Below are 20946 nucleotides of genomic sequence, written 5' to 3' on the forward strand. Positions count from 1 at the left end.
CAATCATTTTTTCTTTTTTCTAAAAGCTTTTTGCATGCGGGCAAACTCGGCTGCAGAAACAGTAAACACAGTACCATGCCGCATACCCTTCGGCATTTGCAAACGGTCCGAGACATCGGTCCAGTTTCGCAAGTCGGACGACGTTACAGCGCCGTATTTATGGTCCCGGTATTTATCAAAATACACTAACCACTGCCCGCCAATCTGCACGGCAGATGGACCTTCGGCCCAGTACTTTCCGTGTATTGGCTCTGACGGTGTGGTAAAAGGACCGGTAATTTCGGAAGCAAACGAAACCTGGAGGTTTTTTTCTTCCGGAGCCCGTGTTTCATTTTTTAGAAACAACACGTAACCATCGCCGTTAGGCACAATGGATAGGTCGATAATGTTGAAGCCTGGATCCCACAAAAGTTTTGTTGGCTCCAGTGTTTTAAAATCTTTGGTAGATGTGTAATACATGCGGTGATTGTACTTGCTTTCGGCTGCAGTATCGTTTTGCGGAAAACGGCCATCAATGGTGGTTGCCCAATAGATATAATACTGCCCGCTGCGTGCATCATAAGTCAGCTCAGGTGCCCAACTGTTGCGTGCACCCGGTTCATGCTCCATCACGGGCAGGTATTGCTGGGTGCTCCAGTTTACCAAGTCGGTGGAGCGGGCATATCCAATGCCCCGCTCATTCCAGCTAACCGTCCACACCATGTGGAATGTACCATCACCACCGCGAATGATGCACGGGTCACGCATCAGTTTATCCACCCCCACAGCAGGTTTCAGTACAATGCTGTCGTTGAGCATCGCCTTCCATTTAAAGCCATCTTTGCTATACGCATAGTGCAGTCCGTCGCCATTGCCTTTAAAATAGCTAAACAGGTAAACGCTATCGTCGTTTTGCGCAGCCGCACTGAAACTTAGGGCTGCTAAAAAGAAAAAAACAAAAGCAAATGATCTCATTCGTATGATTTAGAATTTACGATGTTTTTTGTTTTGCAAATCAGTGCCGGTGCACAGTATAATCGAACCGTTCGCATTTACTATTTCGGGAATGCTCCAGTGGTTGGTGTAAGCGTCACTGGGCCTAATAATCCCGATGATTGCGGTTCCCAATGGCTGGCGTCAAACACCCCGTTTTTCAAGTTGCCCCGGTTCTTTGCCGACATGTTGATGTTATAGAATTTTTTCCATTGCAGCCCCTGCCGGTCCATGTATCGAATGCGATTCGCCATTAGGTTCGACACCAGCACTTCCAGTTTATTGATGGGTTGCAGTTGTGCCGCAGCTATTTCCACACCATATTGCGGACCAATGAGTGTGGCCAGTCTTGTTCCATTTAAAAACACTTCGGCGGTTTCATCAACTTGGCCCAGGTCGAGCCACCATGTTTTTGAAGCGGTGGGTGGTTTTGGAAAATCAATAACATAACGGGCTGTACCTGAAAAATTGGTAGTTGCACTATCGCCCCAATGCGCCCATGAACTAAGGGTTTGCTTCATCACTGCTTGCGGCAATTCCGGCCCGCCTGTTTCAAAACTAATGCGCCAGGTTCCGATTATTTCCTGTGGCTGGCCTGTGGCAAAACGATAAGGAAAATGTTCGCTTTTTTGTTCGCTGCCGAATGTTTGCACAATACATGTTTCGTAACGCTTTAATTGTACATAGACCTGCATGGCACCAGCGTCGCCTTTCCGTGTTTCGGCCAAACCTTTTTGCCCCGTCATCGGGTTAAACAAGGCGACCGACCTTGTTGTAGCTCCGGGTATCTGCAAGGTTAACCAGCCATCAAAAGCTTTAGTTGAATCGTTGCGCAAAAAATAAATGCTACCGCCATCATAGTTCCGCCGATGCAGTTTGATGCCCCTGCTTGCTGCCCCCTCCTTTTCAACACCGCTCGATGCAAGCAGCGCATCGAGGTCATCGGCCATCAGGAATTTACCCTTTCCAACAAAAGCCGCACGAACACCGGCACCATCTGCTTGAGCAAATTTCAATTGGCTGAGTGCAGTTTGTAACAATTTTCTGCGTTGTTCCAATTGATAAAAACCGGGCACATCCTCCGGTGCATTCTTATACAACAAAATAGTGGCGCCTTGCTTTGTTAGTTGCACCAAATGTTGAAAAGTCGTGTCGGAAATATATTTATTTGCGGGCAGCAAAATGGTTTTGTATGTATGGATGCCGCTTGTCTTGATTCCATTCTGAAAACTTGTTGCTGCGAGTTGCCGGTCAGAAATAAAATCAAATAGATTGCCGGCTTCCTGCATCCGCTTGGCTGCATGCTCAAAATGCGATCCTTCGAAGTTTTTTTCCAACCCGTCGAAATGTTGCAGCAATTCTTTCCCCGGTTCCATGTACCGGTCGGGCAACGGAAAATATAGGAGCACATCGTTGGCCGCATTGCCCATTTGCAAAAACGACTGGCACCGCGCCACATACTCGTTCAGCGCACCAAAATCTTTCCATTGCGGGTTGGCCTGGTTGAAATGTACGGCTGCATAAAACAGCCAACCGGGCCAGGCGGCTTCGGGCGGCGAATAATTAACACCATGGTAAAAAATATGGTTGACACCAGCCAGCATAAAAAGATCCAGCGCCTTTTTCACATCGCCCCAGCCCGACAGGAAGTGCTCATTGAGCCAGGTGGCAGCTTCGGCGGAAGCAAGTTTTTTACCTGTGACATTCGCCGCCGAAGTGGCAAACTTGAATCGCAAAATATCGGACCCTTCCGTTTCGGGAATATCAATGGCGGCATACAGGTCGAGCAGGTTGGCAGGCGAACCATGACTTTGATTGCGGATCGATTTACCGTGTTTACTGCCCCACCCTTTCCACCTTTTAGTAAAATGTTTGAGGATCATTTCGTCTATGGTTGCCCGGTAGTCGTACAGCACCCTGCGGTTTTTGTCAGTTGCATCCTGTTGCAGCAAAGCCGGAAGGTGTTGCGCCAGGTCGTAACCGCGGCGCTGGCGGAAAGCAGCTAGAAAATTGGGCGTCCAATTACTTTGTCCACGAGCATCATCCACTTCATACGAGTCATTAAAAAATGCACGAATGCCACTTAGATCGCGGCCGGCAAATGCAGTGTCAAAGCGGCTCAGGTAATGATCCAAAGCTGCGGCGGAAAAATGATCTATAGCATATCCTTCACCACCCGGTGCCGCACGTTCTACCATTTTTCCATGCAGACCCTCATACAAACCAACTAATTGCCATTTGGCGGCAGGCGCAGTCCAGACAAGATTACCATTTGCATCTACTTTACTGGTAACATCAACCGGCTGGCCTTTTTCGGGGTAAGCCATCAGCAAAAAAGGCCGCAATGTTTTGCTAAACTGTACCTGGTCGAGTGCCAGTGCCTGCAGGTCTTTATTTTGCGCAATGTCCTGTAGAATTGTATCTGCAATTACCTTTTGGTTGTTGGCAGTACGTACAAAACTTTGCTGCGCAAATGTGACCGGCTCTCCTACTTTTTCGACACCATTCAACTGCCAGGTTTTGTGAAAAAGTGTTTTGCTGGCATGGCTGTCCTTAATGGTGGGCCCACCAAAAGGCCAACCGGTTCCGTTCGCCACATCAATACTGAGCCCTAAGTTCTTTGCCGTTGCCAGTGTGGCCTGCAACATCTCCATCCACTGGTTCGACAAAAATGGAATAAACTGTTGTTCGGCACCTTGCGCGCCATAAATCGGCGTAATCTCCAGTCCGCCAAGACCCACCGCGGCATAATCCTTCATGTTCTTTTCCAAGCCTGCCCGGTCAACGGCGCTGCCCTGCCACCACCACCGGGCCCAGGGTTTTGATTGTTGCGTAATTGCTGGCCACTCCACCTGCGCATGGACAGTTGCTGCCAGCATGCATGCAACAGAAAAGAAACACTTTTTTAATAGCATGCGCAGTGCGTTTGGTTGTGGAAACTCGACTCGGTAAGATTATCCGGGGATATTATAAATCTACACTCCCCCACAGCAAAGTGCTTCAATGACGCATCAATGGAACGTAGATTTAAGGCTGCGTCATTACCGGCAATGTATTTATAAAAAAATGAGATTATTGCGGCGCCAGTGGCGGTCCGCAAAGTAGTGGGTTGGTTCATATGGTGGGCAAGCATTGTTTTAGGTAAATGCATCGCTGCCGATGCTTAGTTGGCTAATTTAATTAAAACAGCCCGCAATTGACTGCATCGTCACAACTGTAAACTCCACATGGTGCAGAATTTGTTGAAACAAATGCAGCGCTACTTCCCGTTTCAATACTTTTGAGCCAGTCAAACCCCAAACCCATATGGCCACACAAGTCAAAATAGAAGAGTCCTGGAAAGCTGTGTTGCAGGATGAATTCAACAAGCCGTATTTCAAACAAATCATTGAACACCTGAAAACGGAAAAGGCACAGGGTAAAACCATTTATCCAGCGGGACCTAATATTTTTCATGCATTTGAGACCACACCATTTGATATGGTAAAAGTGGTGATACTGGGACAAGATCCCTACCACAATCCAAAGCAGGCGCATGGTCTTTCCTTTTCAGTGCAGCCCGGCGTGGCGCCGCCCCCATCGCTGATCAACATTTTTAAAGAGCTGCACGAAGATGTAGGTATGCCCATTCCCAATCATGGGTATTTAGAAAAATGGGCACGGCAAGGGGTGCTGCTGCTTAATGCATCCCTCACGGTTCGAGCCAACGAACCTATGAGCCACAGCAAAATTGGCTGGGAAAAATTTACCAATGCGGTGATACAGAAAGTGTCGGAAGGCAAAGAGCATGTCGTGTTCATGTTGTGGGGCAAATTTGCACAGCAAAAAGCCGAACTCATTGACGGCAAAAAACATTACCTGCTGAAATCGGCGCACCCTTCACCCCTTTCTGCCAACAGCGGCTTTTTTGGCAACCGCCATTTTTCCAAAGCCAATCATTACCTGATGCAACATGGCATCGATCCCATCGACTGGGCGCTGTAACTTTGCTGCATGAACTGGTTGAAGAATATCCTGGGCAGGGTGTTTGCGCTGTGGACCCTGCTGGTGTTTGTAGTTACCCTATTGCTGGTGCTGATCCCGGTGTGGATCATTTCCAAACAACCCGAACCACGCCGTACCAAAAATGTGTTCCGTGTGTTTAACCCGTGGATGAATGTGTTCTTCGTGCTTTCGGGTATCCGTCGCCGTTTTGTTGGCCGCCACCATTTTAAAAAAGGCGAAAACTACGTGGTGATCTGCAACCACAATTCATTTATGGATGTGCCGCTTTCTTCCCCGGGCATCCCTGGTCCCAATAAAACGATTGCAAAAGTGGAAATGGCCAGCATCCCGGTGTTTGGAACCATTTACCGTGGTGGCTCGGTGCTGGTGGACCGCAAGAGTGAGCAAAGCCGCAAGCAAAGCTATGTGGCCATGCACCAAGTGTTGCAAATGGGACTACATATGTGCATTTACCCGGAGGGCACCCGCAACAATGGAAAAGAGCCGCTACAGAAATTTCATGATGGCGCATTCCGGCTGGCCGTTGAATCGGGCAAGGATATTATCCCCACAGTTATTTTTAATACAGGAAAAGTGATGCCGCGCAACAAGATGTTTTACATCTGGCCACACAAAGTAGAGATGCATTTCTTGGCACCGATAAACGTGGCTGATAAAACCGCGGGTGAATTGAAAGAGGAAGCGTTTGCCGTGATGCGGGATTATTATGTGGCGAATAGGAAGTGACGGCGGGTAATCATTAAGCGGTATTCGTCATTGCGAGGCGCGGCGGCGGCTTTATATCCTGATAAAGTTCCTGCGCCGAAGCAATCTCCTATTTGATAATGAAACTCTTTATGATCGTAGTGAAATAAACTCAAAATGTAGCAGAAGATTGCTTCGGCGCTTACAATTACTCAATTACAAAACATCTGCTGCGCCTCGCAATGACCGGAAGAACCGACTTCACCGATAGTAAACACGAATCCTCATTTTGTGTTCGCAACAATTATTATCTCGCAATTCTAAAAGTTCGAAAACGTCCTGCTCCGGTTTACTTTTAAATCCTGCAGCAATGACGCTTTGGGATTGATGGTGAAAGAAAACGACCGCCATGGGCCAACAGGCGTTACCTGTATCGACATCTGCCAGCAGTGCATGTCGCGGCTAATGGACATGGAAAAGGTCTGGAGCTTCATGGTTTGGAAATCATAATAACCATTGGTGCTGAAGTTCCACTTTGGTGTAAGGTTAAAACTGTTGTTGAACGAAACGTTGGCATTCACATCGTTTTCAAAGCCGGAGAAATCGGCCCTGCGCCGCCGCGTCATATTTACCGAAAGCGAAAGCGATAGTTGCCATTGAATATTAAAATCCACGAACTCAGCAGGGTTGCGCCGCATATAATCGAGCAGCATTTGCTGGTCGCCCATCAGCGTTGGATCCGTTATCCGGCGCTGGCCGGGCATCAGCAATTCATCGCCCGGAGTGGTTTGCGTTGGTGCTTCTTTTCCGTCTTTCGATTTGCTTTGAAAAGAAGTGCTCACCGCAAGGCTGGCGTATTGCAAGGTACCGAGGTTGAAACCGTTGGCCCATGCATAGTCGTTGGTGCGGCGACCAAACGAATCAAGCTTGTATGGAATCAACTGCCCGCTGGCAGTGATGTTGATCTTTTCGAGCAGGGTACTGCGCAGCGAAAGGTTGAATGGTTCTAGGCGTTGTGTGTCGCGTAAAAAGTTGTAACCGCTGGTAAAACCAAATCCATCGATCAGGCGAATTTTTTTAATAGCGTTGTCGCCGGTGTCTTTTTTCGAACGCCATTTCATTTCCAAGTTATTATCTACACCAAACGAAATGCCGCCAAAACGACCTTCGCTAAAGCCCGGAAACAGGTTGCCTTCATATGCCGAAATACGGTCCCATACTTTGCCAGCGCTATCCAACCGCACATTTTGATAATTACCGGCCGACAGATCGGGACGGTAGTTGAAACTTACCTGGGGCCGGATGACGTGGCGTATTGCCTGCACCCGCGACCTTTGAAAACGAAGCGTACCAAAAATGTTTGTACTGGCGCTCATACTGAACGAAACTTCGTGATCGACGTACAAACCTTTTTGCCGGTTATTATCAACCCGCTTAGTTACATCATTCCATTTACGGTCATACTTGTTTTGCAACCACACCTGTTGGTACGAAATACCCGGTGAAAAAATGATGGGCCCAACAGCGGGCAGCGACATGGTGATTGGAAAACGGTGTTGTGCGCCCCATTGCATGGTATCAAGCAGGCGGGTGATGCTGGTGAAAGCAGAGTCGTAAAAATTAAGTTGGTTGCGTGCTACGCCATTATAACCAATGCCCAGGTTTTCGTACCAGCGTTTGGCACCAACTGCCTCTTTCCGTTGAAATGGGTACAAAGTATTTACAGTAAAACTAGCATCAGGCAATGTAAATGACATTAACCTCGTGTTGTTGTTCTGGTTGTGGTTGGCACTCAGCGTCAGGTTATAAGGTTTGCCCGCCCACATTTTCGAATAGGCAATAGAAGAGGAAAGGTTGTTGTTGAAATTGGCTCTTGGATTATTAGGCAAAAAACGGTTGAATCTTGTAGAGCCAACATTTACGTTAGCAGAAAAAGTTGTCCCCGGTCTTGCTTTCCCGTCCACCGTATGGTTCCAGTTAACCATAAAGGATTTGGTCAGGTTGTAGTCCGGGTCCCCTTTAAATGCGATTTTGGTGCGTTGCACGCTGATGTTCATCGAACCGTTATACCGGTATCTTTTACGATAAGTGGGCGTCAACACGGCGTTCCAACCACCGTAGGAATAAATGTTACCACGGAAGGTAACATCTAGATATTCATTCAATACTTTATAATAACCCAACCCTTCGAGGCCCAGGCCAAACGCTTCGTTGGTGGCAAAGGTGGGCGGCAAAAAACCGGAATGGCGGCCCTGGCTCATGGGGAAAAAGCCAAACGGCAAATAGATGGGAATCGGAATACCTTCAAACTCGGGATGCGTGGGACCGGTTACCGCGATTTTATTATTCACCACCTTCAGCTTGTTGGTGCGAAAGGCAAAATGCGGATCATCGAACGAACAGGTGGTGAGGCGGCCGCCACTGACAAACACCGTTGCGGAATCTACTTTTTTAATCTTTTCGCCCTGCACCCACATTTCGCCTTGTTGGGTAAAGGTGTTGCGGGTAATGCCGCGCTGCGTTTTAAAATTAAACTGGATCGTATCCGACTGGAATTTGTTTTCGCCCTGTTCAAAACGAGCCCTGGTCGCTATTTCGCCCAGGCTGTCGCGGTCGGCAATGGCGGTAAGGATGTTGGTGCCCTGGTCCAAAATAACCGTTGGCGCCTGCAGGTTTACATCCTGATACTTGGTTTCGGTTTTACCATACAGGATGATTTTTTTCTCCTGCATCAGGATCACGGCGCTATCCTGCGCCTTGTAATTAACCGGTCCGCTCAACGTATCTTTTGACAGCTTCAGCGAAAATGTATCTGTAGTGGGCACACTATCCCGCACGGCCCGCGTACTGTCTGTAATTTTCCGTAATGTATCGGTGGCCTTTTTAACCGGCACCGTGTCACGTTGCCAAACTGTTAAACTGCCCTCAAATTTACCGGCAATAATATTACGGGCATGCCCTGTTTGCGTTAAGAAACAAATGGCTGCCAATAGAAGAAGAGCCGAGGAGAAAATTTTAAATGTAAATTTGTGCAGTCCCGTCATAAGCCGGCAACAAAAGTAACTGATTAGGTGGTTACACACCGATAGAGCATACTGTTAACAGATAAATAAATAATCCTCTATGCTAAAGAAAACGCTTGCACTGGTTTCCCTTTTTTTAGTGGGCACATTGTTGTTTTCTTTCCAGGAAAAACCAAAAGTTCTGCGCACCATTATTATTGATGCAGGCCACGGCGGCAAAGACGTAGGTGCCCGCGGTGCATTTTCCTATGAGAAAGATATTTGCTTGGGTGTGGCCACACGCCTGGGCGAACAACTGGCACGCACAGCACCCGATGTAAAATTGCTGTTTACCCGCACCGACGACTCGTACCCCGAGTTGCATACCCGTGCACGCATGGCCAATCAAAACAAAGGCGACCTGTTTATTTCTATCCACGTAAATGCGGCGCCCCCGGTGCAGCACAAAGAATTTACCGGCAACAAAACCGTGGTGAGCTATGTAGGTAAAGGCAAGAAGCGTAAAAAAGTTACCCGCCAGGTGCCGCAATACCGCTACTACTCTACCCCCAACCCTGCTAAAGGCACCGAAACATACATTTGGGGTGCACATAAAAATGAAGACAAGGAAATTGCAATGCGTGAAAATGCACCCATGCTTGCCGAAGAAAATTTCCAGCAGAACTACGGCGACGTGGATGTAAACTCTGCTGATTTTATCGCACTGTCCCTCTTAAAGACCAAACAGTTCTTTAAGCGCAGTGCTACGTTGGCCGGCTTGGTGGAAGAAGAATTTGCCAAAGTGGGCCGTGTGAGCCGCGGACAGCGCCAGCGCCAGGTGGGTATTTGGGTGCTACAGGCTACGGCCATGCCTAGTGTGCTGGTGGAAACCGGATACATCACCAACCGCGCTGAAGAAGATTACCTGAACTCCGATAAAGGGCAGGAAGAAATTGCCAATTGCATTACCAGTGCAGTAAAAAATTATATGGGCTGGCTGGAGAAAAACCAAATCTCTGCTCAGCAAGGTTTGACCACTGGCGTGCAAAAACAAAAAGACGCCGAAGCATTTTTGAACAGCATTGATGCGCAGGAACGCCGCCGGCAAACCGTCCGGTAGTTCTTGCCTTCCTTAAACGATCGCTTAGAAGCCCCGCAAGGGGCTTTTTTATTGACGATTTGGGATTGACGATTTACGATTGCCTTCGGTGCAAATTGCGAGCTAAGTTTTACAAAGACCTTCCCGCCAGAATGAAATCCGAAATCCGAAATCGTCAATCCGAAATCCCCTGTGGTATGGTTTTTTACCCACCTGAACAAGGTGGGAATAAAATGGAAAAAGCATCGATGAAATTGTTGCTATTTTTGAAGCTTCAATTGGTTCCTGCCGCAGGAAAAATATAAAGTTCATGAAGATCAATAACGAAACCAAGGTTGGCATACTTGCCGTAGTTGCTATTGTGCTGCTGGTGTTGGGTTTTAATTTTTTAAAAGGTGCAAAAGTTTTTAATAAACAGCCTGCGTTGTATGCAGTGTTCAAAGACCTTGGTTCACTCGAAAAATCAAACGTTGTAAAAATCAATGGCCTCCCTATTGGAACGGTGTACAACTTTACCCCAACCAATAAAGAAGTGGACGGCATTATTGTAGAAATTCACCTCAACCGTGATGTAGCCATCCCCGACAATTCGGTTGCTTTTATTGATGCTTCGCTGGTAGGAGCTTCTTATATCAAAATTGAAAAAGGGCCATCCAATACTTACCTGCAACCCGGCGATACACTCAACACCAGTTTGAGCGGCGGCATCATTGCCGATCTGAAAACACAGCTGACGCCCACCATCACCCGGGTAAATGATGTAGCCGATTCACTTAAAATGGTATTGGGTTCGGTAAACCAGATTTTTGACCCCAACACCAACCACAACCTGCAGGACATGATCGCAAGCCTGGCGGTATCATCGGCACACCTGCAGCGTCTGCTCAATGCAGAAAGCGGGTTGGTATCGCAGGCAGTGGGCAACCTCAATAATGTTACCGGCAACCTTGCCCGCAACAACGAGCAGATCACTTCTTCCATCCGCAATATCGAACTCACCACTGCCAACCTGGCCAATGCGCCCATCAAGCAAACCATTGCCGGTTTGCAGGCAACAGTTGACCAGTTGAAAAATACCATCACTGCTTTGGACGCCAACGTAAATAACCCCAACGGCACTGTGGGCCGGTTGCTCAACGACCAGCAATTGTACAACCAATTGCAGAAGTCGGCACTGAGCCTGGAAATCCTACTGGACGATGTGCGGGTGCATCCGAAACGCTACGTTAATATTTCCTTGTTCGGTGGCCGCAAAGGGGCCGAGCCGCTAACTTCGCCTTCAGCTAAAGACACGGTGATTATAACCGAAGGCGATTGATGAACCGATTTCTTACCCCTTTTTTCTTACTCCTTTCTTTTTGGTGTAGCGCCCAGTTGCCTGCAGGTGACACGGCACGGCTGGTGCAAATTATCGAAGCAAGGAAACTGGCGCTAAAAAAAACGCCGGGCGGGCAAACACTGCAGATTTTGTCGGGCAATGTAAAGTTGCGTCAAGGCACTGTTTTGTTTGATTGCGATAGCTGTGTCATCAACCAAGCGGCAAACGTATTTGAAGCATATGGCCGGGTGCATATCAACGACAGCGATACGGCGCACATTTATTCCAATACTTTACGCTACCTCATCGACCGGCGTATTGCGTATTTCAGGGGTGCGGTGCGCATGTCTGATGGACAGGCAACACTTACCACGGCCGAACTCGATTACGACATGAACACCCGCATTGGCGATTATCGCAACGGCGGAAAACTGGTCAATAAAAAGTCGGTGCTCACCAGCCGTGAAGGAACCTATTTTGCCGATACGCGGGATGTTTATTTTAAGAAAAATGTAGTGCTCAAAGACCCGGCTTATGATCTGAAAGCCGATTCGCTTTTGTACAACACAGGTTTGCAAACCACCCGTTTTATTTCGCCCACATTTATTAAAGATTCCAGCGGCCGGGTGATCCGCACCACCGAAGGTTTTTACGACCTGCGCGGTGGCAACGCCAATTTTACACAACGCACTACTATTGAAGATGGCGCACTTACCGTAACCGGCGACCAGATTGCCAACGACGATGCGGCCGGCGTGGTTCAGATCCGGGGTCGTGGTGTATTGAAGGACACAGCAAAAGGACTTTCGATCCTGGCAAATGAAATCTTTGTCAACAAAAAAACAGAAGCGTTCCTGGCTACCGAAAAGCCATTGATGATTGTAAAGCAGGAAAAGGATTCGATTTACATCACCGCCGATACGCTGTTCTCGGCACGCCTTTCCGATCTTACAAGGCTGCATGATTCGCTGAACCGTTTCGATACATTGAAAGCCGGCGACAGCACCAACCGCTATTTCGAAGCATTCCGCAATGTGCGCATTTTTACCGATTCGGTGCAGGCAGTTAGCGATAGCCTTTTTTACAATTTCCGCGATTCCACTTTTAAGCTGTTTCAAAACCCGATTGTGTGGAGCCAAGGCAGCCAGATCACCGGCGATACCATTCACCTATTTACCCGGAACAAACAGGCTGAAAAAGTGCATGTGTTCAACAATTCGTTTTTAGTAAAACAGGTAGAACCGGGCTATTACAACCAGGTCAGTTCGCGGCGCATGGACTCCTATTTTATTGAAGGCGTGATTGATTCGGTGCGGGCCCGCGGGCAGGCGCAATCAATTTATTATATGCAGGACGATGACAGTGCCTACACGGGCATCAACCAGTCGAAGTCGGAAATAATGGATGTGTACTTTAAAAAAGGCGACCTGAATAAAGTGGTTTTCCGTAGTGACGTGGATGGAACCTTGTGGCCGATTCAGCAAAAGTCGCCGGCAGAAATGCGGCTGGAAAATTTCCGCTGGCTGGAAACGCGGCGGCCGAAAACAAAGTACGAGCTGTTTGGATTCTGACCCAATTATTAATTATGAATGATAAATTATTAATGCAGGTAAAGTAGCTGCAATCAATTCATCATTCATAACTAATAATTCGTCATTTCACAATCTACTTCGGAAACACATAACTCTTCACATCTTCCCTTGAAATAGTTTTACCAGAAAGAATCACCAGGCGTTCGACAACATTACGCAGTTCGCGGATGTTGCCGGTCCAGTTGTATTGATGTAAAGCTTTTAATGCTTCGTCAGAAATGCTCTTTTTCGGCATGCCATAATCACCACAAATATCATCGAGGAAACGCGATACCAAGAGCGGAATATCATCGCGCCGTTCGTTGAGCGATGGCACATGAATCAGGATCACACTCAGGCGGTGATACAAGTCGAGCCGGAATGCTTTTCCTTCCACCTCTTTCATCAGGTCTTTGTTGGTCGCGGCCACTACCCGCACATCCACCGGAATTTCTTTATCGCCACCCACACGGGTAATTTTTCCTTCCTGTAATGCCCGCAGCACTTTGGCCTGGGCGCTCAAACTCATGTCGCCAATTTCATCGAGGAAAAGCGTACCGCCATTAGCTTGTTCAAATTTGCCAATGCGTTGCTTGATGGCCGAAGTAAAGGAGCCTTTTTCGTGGCCAAACAATTCGCTTTCAATGAGCTCACTGGGAATGGCGGCACAGTTTACCTCCACCAGTGGACCGTCGGCTCGGTTGCTTTTTTCATGAATCCAACGCGCCACTAATTCTTTACCCACGCCGTTTTCACCGGTCACCAAAATCCGGGCATCGGTGGGTGCTACTTTCTCAATCGTGTCTTTGATCTTTTTGATGCCCGGCGAATCGCCGATCATTTCCTGCACTTTTGTTACCCGCCGCCGCAGCACTTTTGTTTCGCTGACCAGCGATTTGCGTTCCTGCGCATTGCGGATGGTAATGAGCATGCGGTTGAGATCGGGCGGCTTTTGAATAAAATCGTAAGCGCCTTTTTTCACCGCTTCTACGGCCGTTTCGATATTGCCATGTCCCGAGATCATGATGATGGGAACATCTGCATTGATCTCTACCGCTTTTTGCAAAAACTCAAGGCCGTCAATCTTCGGCATCTTGATATCACACAACACTACGTCGTAAGTTTTTGCCTTAAATTTCTGCAGGCCTTCTTCTCCATCGCCGGCTTCGTCGATGGTGTAGCCTTCAAAAGAAAGAATCTCGTTCAGCGTTTTGCGGATGGCTTTTTCGTCGTCAATAATGAGTAGCGTGGGCATCGGTACAAAGGTGATTTGGAGGGCAAAAGTAAGCGTTCCGGGGCAAGCGTTTTTAAGTTTAGCTGCAAACCAAATGACAAGCCACTTCAGCAATTATTTTCTGCTAGAAATGTTGTTCGCTTGCATCTCACCAGTTTTAATCCAGTGGATGGTGTCGAATTCAAAACGAAATAAAAATGTGTTTGGTGTGCTGGTGCCGGAGGCGGAATTAATATATACTCTAACAGGCGGTGTACGGGTAAGAAGAATAAAAAAATAAAGGCCGGATAGAAATCCAGCCTCGTGTAAAATCCAATATCCTATGAAAAACCGTAACAAAGATGGGCGCTTTATTCCAGATTTCAAAAAATATTTTCAAATTATTTTAGGAGCGATACTTCCTGAAAATGAAAAAGTTGCACACAATGGTGCAACTTTTTCATTCTACAATGATGCCTTTTAAAGCAGTGCGTTATTTCTTCAGGTACATTACTTCCTTTACCAGTTGCACGGTGCGGCCTACATCGGGGAGGGCCAGTGAAACCAGGTTAGGTGCATAGTGCAGCGGTGCATCGGCAGCGGTAATGCGGCGGATGGGTGCATCCAGGTAATCAAAGCCTTCTTTTTGAATGCGGTAAGTGATCTCGGATGAGACGGAGGCAAATGGCCACTGCTCTTCTACAATCACCAGGCGGTTGGTTTTTTTCACGCTTTCCAGGATGGTCATCCAGTCCAGCGGGCGGATGGTGCGCAGGTCGATCACCTCGGCCGATATGCCTTCTTTTTCAAGCTCGGCTGCTGCACCTAGGGCCACTTTCATCATTTTATTGAACGAAACAATGGTCACATCAGTGCCTTGTTTTTTAACATCGGCCTTGCCCAGCGGAATGTAATATTCTTCATCGGGGATATCCGACTTTTCGCCGTACATCAATTCGGCTTCCATAAAGCAAACCGGATCTTCTTCGTAGCGAATGGCCTGCTTCAGCAAACCTTTGGCATCATAGCCATTGGAAGGCGACACTACTTTCAGGCCCGGGATGTTGGCATACAGGGCTTCAAACGCTGTGGAGTGCTGAGCACCCAATTGGCCGGCAGAACCATTGGGTCCGCGGAAAACAATGGGGCAGGAAATTTGACCACCGCTCATGGCCAGCATTTTCGAAGCAGTGTTCAGGATTTGGTCCAGCGCCAGCACGGCAAAGTTCCAGGTCATGAATTCTACGATGGGGCGCAGGCCGTTTTGTGCGGCACCAACCGCCACAGCGGTAAAGCCCAGCTCGGCGATGGGAGTATCTAATATCCGGCGGGGGCCAAATTCGGCCAACATACCCTGGCTAACCTTGTAGGCACCGTTATACTCGGCCACTTCCTCGCCCATCAGAAATACACGTTCATCACGGCGCATTTCTTCGGACATGGCTTCACGCAAGGCTTCACGTAATGGAATCTGTCTCATGCAGCAAAAAATTTTTTTCTGAACGGGGGCAAAATTAGCGGAGCAGGGCCACATTACCTAAACAAAAAAACAGCGTGGCAAAAAATGGAACGATTGTTTTGTAGCTATTGAATATGGCTTGTTTTCATGGTGAAAATGAAGAAAACAAACCATGCATCAGCACAACTAAAAACATACAACCAACATTATTTATGAAAACAATGGAGTGGATCGGGATTGCTGCAGGTGTGCTTACGGCAGCATCAATGTTGCCGCAATTGATCAAGGTGATCAAGGAAAAACATGTGGAAGTCCTTTCGGTGATGATGCTGTTGATTTTGATTGCGGGATTAAGCCTGTGGGTGGTGTACGGGTTTATGCGCAAAGATGCGCCGCTGATTTATACCAACCTGTTTTCGGTGGCGGTTAATTCAGCGCTTGTATTTTTTAGAATCAAATACAGCAGAAAGAAAATAGTTTAAGGGTTTAGAAGTTTAGATAAAAAATGTGATGTGACATTTTATACCAAACTCTTAAACCCCTAAACTGCTCAACACTTTTTTACACCCGCTCAATGATCATGGCACTGGCACCGCCACCGCCATTGCAAATGCCGGCCATTCCGTAGCGGCCGCCTTCTTTTTGCAAGATGGATGCAAGGGTTACTACAATGCGGGCACCACTGCAACCAATAGGATGACCGAGTGCCACTGCCCCACCCCATTTATTCAATTTTGCGGTGTCTATATTCAACTCCTTTGCATTGATGATGGCCACGCAGCTAAATGCTTCGTTTACTTCAAATGCATCAATGTCGGCAACGCTCAAGCCGCTTTTATCCAAAGCTTTTTGCATGGCTTTTACAGGTGTGGTGGTAAACCATTCCGGCGCCTGCGATGCATCGGCAAACGACACGATACGAGCCAATGGCTTTAACCCCAACTCTTTCATTTTTGCTTCGCTAACCAGTACCACTGCGGCAGCACCATCGTTTATTTTAGATGCGTTGGCAGCGGTTATGGCGCCTTCTTTGGTGAATGCCGGCTTTAGCGTACCCATCTTTTCGAAATTGGCCTTTTTATATTCTTCATCTTCCGCAACGGTTGTAGTCGTTCTGCCTTCAATGGTCACCGGCACAATTTCATCAGCAAAATTTTGCTGGCTCCATGCCTGCTGTGCCCGCTGGTAACTTTCTTTCGCAAAATTGTCTTGGTCCTCGCGGGTAATGTTGTAGGTAGTGCTGCATAGTTCGCCGGCATTGCCCATATGGTAATCCTGGTATGGGTCCCACAATCCATCGCGAATGATGCCGTCGATAATTTTATCATGACCCAGGCGATAACCATTTCGGGCTTTTTCTAAATAATATGGAATGTTGCTCATGCTTTCCATACCGCCGGCCACTACAATATCATTGTCGCCGCACATGATGCTCTGTGCGCCCAGCATAATGGCTTTCATGCCGCTGGCGCAAACTTTATTTACAGTGGTGCAATTAACTGTTGTGGGCACGCCGGCCATGATGCTGGCTTGCTGCGCAGGCGCCTGGCCGATGTTGGCACTTACCACGTTGCCCATATAAACCTCCTGAACCTGGTCGGGTGTAATGCGGGCTCTTTCAATGGCCGCCTGAATGGCCGTAGCGCCCAGTTTGGGTGCGGGCACTGCTGCCAGCGCACCATTGAAGCTTCCAATGGGGGTGCGGGCTATACTAACAATGTAAACGGATGATGTCATAAAGCAATCGTATTTATAGTGCAAATGTAAAGAGGCATACCTTAAAAATTGGTGAAGCTAAGTGCGGACGCTGTGGCGTCTTTGATCTATCATTTTTGGCTTACGGCATGGCTTTACCAAGAAGCGATTACAGGGTGTCTTTAAAATTCAGCTGCCTGTCCTAACTTGTTGGCCTATGGCCACTCATGTTTTATTGATTCAATGTCCCGACCGGCCCGGGCTTATTGCCACCATTACCGGTATTCTTTTTCAGCACCAACTCAACATCATCAGCAACGATGAATTTGTGGAGCGCAAAGGCAATTGGTTTTTTATGCGCACCGAATTTTCGGGAAACACTGTGCCGGAGCCAATTTTGCAGGAATTGAGGGAAGCTTTGCCTGCAGAAGCGGTTATTCAGTTTTGTGCTGGTGGCAATAAGAAAATTGTAGTGCTGGCATCAAAAGAACATCATTGCCTGGCCGACCTACTGGTGCGCCATCATTACAACGAATTGGGTGCTGAAATACTGGCAGTGATTGCCAACCACGAATCACTACAGCCCCTGGTGCAGAAATTCGATCTTCCATTTCACTACGTGCCGCATGAGGGGCCAAGCCGCGAAGAACACGAGCAAGCAATTGCGGCGATCATCGATCAATACGAATATGATTTTGTGGTGCTGGCCAAATACATGCGCATTCTTTCGCCGCAGTTTGTGGCCCGGTACCCTAATAAGATCATTAACATTCACCATTCGTTTTTACCCGCATTTGTTGGCGCCAAGCCTTATGCACAGGCATATGAGCGGGGTGTAAAAATTATTGGCGCCACCGCGCATTTTGTCAACAACCAGTTGGACGAAGGCCCGATCATTGCACAAAGCATAATACCGGTAAACCATACGCATGGCGCTAAAGAAATGCAGCAGGCCGGCCGCGATGTGGAGCAAATGGTGCTGGCAAAAGCTTTGCGGCTGGTGTTTCACGAACGGGTTTTTGTGTACGGAAACAAAACCGTGATTTTCGATTAGTGATCTTGCCTTCGCCTTTTAAATAAAAAAGATATGGCTATTGCGCTTGTGTTGGGTGCCACCGGTTTGGTGGGCCGCGAGTTAACAAAATTGCTGCTGCACCATCAACAGTTCAGCGAAGTGCATGTGTTTGTGCGCCGCCGCACTGGCCTGCATTCGCCTATGTTGTACGAGCATGTTGTGGCCTTTGACCGGCCCGAGCAATGGCGTGATGAAGTGAAGGGCGATGTGCTGTTTTCGGCAATGGGCACTACGCTGAAAGCTGCCGGAAGTAAGGAGGCACAGTACAAAGTGGATTATACTTACCAATACCAGTTTGCACAAGCCGCAGCGCAAAATAGCGTAAGCCGTTATGTGTTGGTTTCGGCTGCAAATGCGGCGCTCAATTCTTTATTTTTTTATTCGCGGATGAAAGCGGAACTGGAACGAGACGTATTGCGCCTGCCCTTTGAACACACATCCATTTTGCAGCCCGGTTTGCTTGCCGGCGACCGCCAAGAGAAACGCACCGGCGAAGGATTGGCACTGAAATTATCGGGCTTGCTGCAACACATACCCGGCCTGGGTATGCTCAAATCCATCCCTGGTGAATCGGTTGCCAAAGCAATGATTCAGACCGCTACGCGACAAAAAGAAGCGAAGCGGATTTATAACATGCAGGAACTTTTTTTGCTGGCGCAACATTACCGAAACCAATAGTAAAACTTCGGTTATTGATCACTGTGAGTTACTTTTTGGCAGATCATTGAATATCTGCTACTCCCCTTTTTCATATTGCAACACCCGCTCCCATTCCTCGGGTGTAACGGGTTGCACAGAAAGCCGGCCGAGGCGCAGCAGCGCCATTTGCTGCAATTGCGGATCTTCTTTTATCGTCTTCAGCGAAACCGATTGCTGCAGTTTGCGCACTGGCTTAAAGTCAACCGCCGACCAGGTGTCTTCGTTTGAAGTAGGATCCTGGTAAGCTTCCCGCACCACTTCAGCAATGCCGACAATTTCGAGGCCTTCGTTGCTGTGGTAAAAAAATGCCTGGTCGCCCACTTTCATAGCCCGCAAGTTGTTACGCGCCGCATAGTTGCGTACGCCATCCCAAAAGGTACGACCGTCCTGTACAAACTGATCCCAGCTATATTTAAATGGTTCCGATTTTATGAGCCAAAATGCCATGAGATGAGGTGTTTGGGTTTGATAATTGAGGGTTGACAGTTAGTAGTTGACAGTTGGTAGTTGATAGCTAATAATATTTGGTAGAAATTTATAGCTGTCGATGAAAACTCTATTTCTTGTCAAACAGAAGTAACTGAATCCAATGTTTGTTAATTTGATATAAACACTATCAACTACCAACTGTCAACTACCAACTCCACCCCCTACCATCCACTAGCCAACACATCGGCGAGGTGCATGGGTTTGAGGGGAATTGATTTTTTATCGATATAGCCACCGATGTGCATCAGGCAACTCAAGTCGGTGCTGATCAAATAATCGGCATTGGTGGCCATTGCGTTTTCAGCTTTTTGCTCGCCCATGTTAATGGAGATGGGCTCGAATTTTACGGCGAAGGTGCCGCCAAAACCACAGCAGGTTTCTACGTCATTCATCTCAACGAGTTGTAGTCCGGCCACTTCTGCCAGTAAAGTTCGGGGCTCGGTTTTGAGGTGGCATTCGCGGAGGGCGGCGCAGGAGTCGTGGTAGGTGGCTACACCTTCGAGGCGTGCACCAAATTTTGTCTGCTGTAACACATTCACCAGGAAGTCGGAGAACTCGAATATTTTTTCACCAATGGCCTTTGCTTTTTGTGCATCGGCGCCTTCGGTAAACAACTTGCTGTAGTAGTTGCGGACAAAACCAACACAGGATGCGCTAGGCGCTACAATGTAGCTGTCCGCATCAAAATCAGCGAGGAACTTACTGCACACAGTTTTTGCATCGTCCCAAAAACCGGCATTGAAAGCAGGCTGTCCACAACAGGTTTGGTTGGCATTATAGCGAACAGCGCAGCCGGCTTTACGCAGCACCTTCACCATGTTCATGGCTGCATCGGGGTACAACTGATCGACAAAACAAGGCACAAAAAGTTGAACGTTCATTGCGGTTACTTTCAGTTGGTTGGGTTGATTGACAAGGGTTGTTGCCTGGTGCTTTTTTCGTGAAACGTCAGACGTCAAACGTAGATATTTAAATGAAAGGTGCGCATTTGATGAAACAGATTTGCTCCGTAGCGATGCGAAACCTAAACGGAGCGTCGCAACCGCAGTTTCATCAGGGCACAAAAGCCGGCTACATCATCTTTATTCAAATATCACTGGGCATCAGCCGAAAGCTGGCGGCTGAATGCGATCATTTTCATTGCCGTGATGCCTGCTTCCTCGCCTTTGTGACCGTGAATGCCACCGAGCCGTTCTTCCGCCTGCTCGTTGGTGTTAACAGTGAGCACGCCAAATATGGTCGGCACCGGAAGGGTTAGATTGAGTTGCGTAACGCCGTCCGTAACCGTTTGGCAAACATATTCGAAGTGCGGTGTGCCGCCACGAATAACACAACCCAGTGTAATGAACGCATCCGCTTTAATGCCTGCGGCCCAGCAACGCTGCACGGCAAAAGTGATTTCCACCGCACCGGGCACCGTATAGGTTTTGGTGCGGATGCCCTGCCCCTGCAACACTTTCAATGCGCCACGTTCCAGTTCATCGACGATTGCTGCGTTCCATTCGGTTTTGATCAAAACAACAAGGGCATCCTTTAGTTGTGGGATGCCCTCGATGCCTTCCAATAATTTGCTGTTTGCTACGTCAGCCATGAGAGAAGCTATGAGTTATGAGATACGAGTTGCGGGTAAACTTTTTTTAAAGGTCAAATCCCGCAACTCGCAGC

Annotated in this window: 18 protein-coding genes; 9 read left to right on the forward strand and 9 right to left on the reverse strand. The window is 48.0% G+C overall.

Going from position 1 to position 20946, the window contains the following annotated elements; translation table 11 throughout:
• Positions 1-3: 3 nt before the first annotated feature.
• Positions 4-954 carry a glycoside hydrolase family 43 protein gene (locus EPD17_RS12890; RefSeq protein ID WP_132054803.1) on the reverse strand — a complete coding sequence of 317 codons (951 nt, stop codon included), beginning with the start codon at positions 952-954 and terminating at the stop codon, positions 4-6.
• A gap of 80 nt (positions 955-1034) precedes the next feature.
• The gene (locus EPD17_RS12895; RefSeq protein ID WP_132054805.1) at positions 1035-3887 is read right to left on the reverse strand and encodes a glycosyl hydrolase; all 2853 of its coding nucleotides are present in this window, start codon (positions 3885-3887) and stop codon (positions 1035-1037) included.
• A 391-nt stretch (positions 3888-4278) separates the two neighbouring features.
• Between EPD17_RS12895 and ung the strand changes: the two genes are divergently transcribed.
• On the forward strand, positions 4279-4956 hold the full coding sequence (ung, locus tag EPD17_RS12900) for a uracil-DNA glycosylase (RefSeq protein ID WP_114233918.1): 678 nt from the start codon (positions 4279-4281) through the stop codon (positions 4954-4956).
• Positions 4957-4965: 9 nt separating this feature from the next.
• The gene (locus EPD17_RS12905) at positions 4966-5703 is read left to right on the forward strand and encodes a lysophospholipid acyltransferase family protein (protein ID WP_132054807.1); all 738 of its coding nucleotides are present in this window, start codon (positions 4966-4968) and stop codon (positions 5701-5703) included.
• 278 nt (positions 5704-5981) lie between these two features.
• Here the strand turns inward: EPD17_RS12905 and EPD17_RS12910 are convergent, their stop codons facing one another.
• On the reverse strand, positions 5982-8555 hold the full coding sequence (locus tag EPD17_RS12910) for a putative LPS assembly protein LptD (RefSeq protein WP_132054809.1): 2574 nt from the start codon (positions 8553-8555) through the stop codon (positions 5982-5984).
• 229 nt (positions 8556-8784) lie between these two features.
• On the opposite strand from EPD17_RS12910, the gene EPD17_RS12915 reads away from it, so the two are divergent.
• The 3 genes from EPD17_RS12915 to EPD17_RS12925 all read left to right on the forward strand — a co-directional run bounded on the left by EPD17_RS12915 (position 8785) and on the right by EPD17_RS12925 (position 12651).
• Positions 8785-9783, forward strand: coding sequence for an N-acetylmuramoyl-L-alanine amidase family protein (locus EPD17_RS12915; RefSeq protein WP_114233915.1), 999 nt, complete (start codon positions 8785-8787; stop codon positions 9781-9783).
• A gap of 289 nt (positions 9784-10072) precedes the next feature.
• Positions 10073-11080 carry an MlaD family protein gene (locus tag EPD17_RS12920; protein WP_114233914.1) on the forward strand — a complete coding sequence of 336 codons (1008 nt, stop codon included), beginning with the start codon at positions 10073-10075 and terminating at the stop codon, positions 11078-11080.
• Positions 11080-12651 carry an OstA-like protein gene (locus tag EPD17_RS12925; RefSeq protein WP_132054811.1) on the forward strand — a complete coding sequence of 524 codons (1572 nt, stop codon included), beginning with the start codon at positions 11080-11082 and terminating at the stop codon, positions 12649-12651. The genes EPD17_RS12920 and EPD17_RS12925 overlap by 1 nt, the downstream gene beginning before the upstream one ends.
• A gap of 94 nt (positions 12652-12745) precedes the next feature.
• Here the strand turns inward: EPD17_RS12925 and EPD17_RS12930 are convergent, their stop codons facing one another.
• On the reverse strand, positions 12746-13906 hold the full coding sequence (locus EPD17_RS12930) for a sigma-54-dependent transcriptional regulator (protein WP_114234420.1): 1161 nt from the start codon (positions 13904-13906) through the stop codon (positions 12746-12748).
• A gap of 301 nt (positions 13907-14207) precedes the next feature.
• On the opposite strand from EPD17_RS12930, the gene EPD17_RS19985 reads away from it, so the two are divergent.
• Positions 14208-14348 (forward strand): hypothetical protein, encoded by a 141-nt coding sequence (locus EPD17_RS19985; RefSeq protein ID WP_165929607.1) that lies wholly within the window; start codon positions 14208-14210, stop codon positions 14346-14348.
• 9 nt (positions 14349-14357) lie between these two features.
• Here the strand turns inward: EPD17_RS19985 and EPD17_RS12935 are convergent, their stop codons facing one another.
• Positions 14358-15344 carry a pyruvate dehydrogenase complex E1 component subunit beta gene (locus EPD17_RS12935; protein ID WP_114234419.1) on the reverse strand — a complete coding sequence of 329 codons (987 nt, stop codon included), beginning with the start codon at positions 15342-15344 and terminating at the stop codon, positions 14358-14360.
• A gap of 191 nt (positions 15345-15535) precedes the next feature.
• Here EPD17_RS12935 and EPD17_RS12940 point away from each other — a divergent pair, with 191 nt between their 5' ends.
• A complete protein-coding gene (locus EPD17_RS12940; RefSeq protein ID WP_132054813.1) occupies positions 15536-15805 on the forward strand; it encodes a SemiSWEET family sugar transporter in 270 nt (89 codons plus the stop codon).
• A gap of 79 nt (positions 15806-15884) precedes the next feature.
• Here EPD17_RS12940 and EPD17_RS12945 read toward each other — a convergent pair whose 3' ends face one another.
• A complete protein-coding gene (locus EPD17_RS12945; RefSeq protein WP_132054815.1) occupies positions 15885-17060 on the reverse strand; it encodes an acetyl-CoA C-acyltransferase in 1176 nt (391 codons plus the stop codon).
• Positions 17061-17235: 175 nt separating this feature from the next.
• Between EPD17_RS12945 and purU the strand changes: the two genes are divergently transcribed.
• Both purU and EPD17_RS12955 read left to right on the forward strand, forming a co-directional pair.
• Positions 17236-18072, forward strand: a complete 837-nt coding sequence (gene purU / locus EPD17_RS12950) for a formyltetrahydrofolate deformylase (protein WP_114233911.1) — start codon at positions 17236-17238, stop codon at positions 18070-18072.
• 33 nt (positions 18073-18105) lie between these two features.
• Positions 18106-18771, forward strand: coding sequence for an NAD(P)H-binding protein (locus EPD17_RS12955; RefSeq protein ID WP_114233910.1), 666 nt, complete (start codon positions 18106-18108; stop codon positions 18769-18771).
• A gap of 57 nt (positions 18772-18828) precedes the next feature.
• Here EPD17_RS12955 and EPD17_RS12960 read toward each other — a convergent pair whose 3' ends face one another.
• The 3 genes from EPD17_RS12960 to ribH all read right to left on the reverse strand — a co-directional run bounded on the left by EPD17_RS12960 (position 18829) and on the right by ribH (position 20872).
• A complete protein-coding gene (locus EPD17_RS12960) occupies positions 18829-19239 on the reverse strand; it encodes an EVE domain-containing protein (protein WP_114233909.1) in 411 nt (136 codons plus the stop codon).
• Between the two features lie 203 nt (positions 19240-19442).
• Positions 19443-20162 carry a (Fe-S)-binding protein gene (locus EPD17_RS12965; protein WP_132054817.1) on the reverse strand — a complete coding sequence of 240 codons (720 nt, stop codon included), beginning with the start codon at positions 20160-20162 and terminating at the stop codon, positions 19443-19445.
• 212 nt (positions 20163-20374) lie between these two features.
• A complete protein-coding gene (gene ribH, locus EPD17_RS12970; protein ID WP_132054819.1) occupies positions 20375-20872 on the reverse strand; it encodes a 6,7-dimethyl-8-ribityllumazine synthase in 498 nt (165 codons plus the stop codon).
• Positions 20873-20946 lie beyond the last annotated feature (74 nt).

Source organism: Pseudocnuella soli, assembly GCF_004347775.1.
Lineage (GTDB): Bacteria > Bacteroidota > Bacteroidia > Chitinophagales > Chitinophagaceae > Flavisolibacter > Flavisolibacter aquaticus.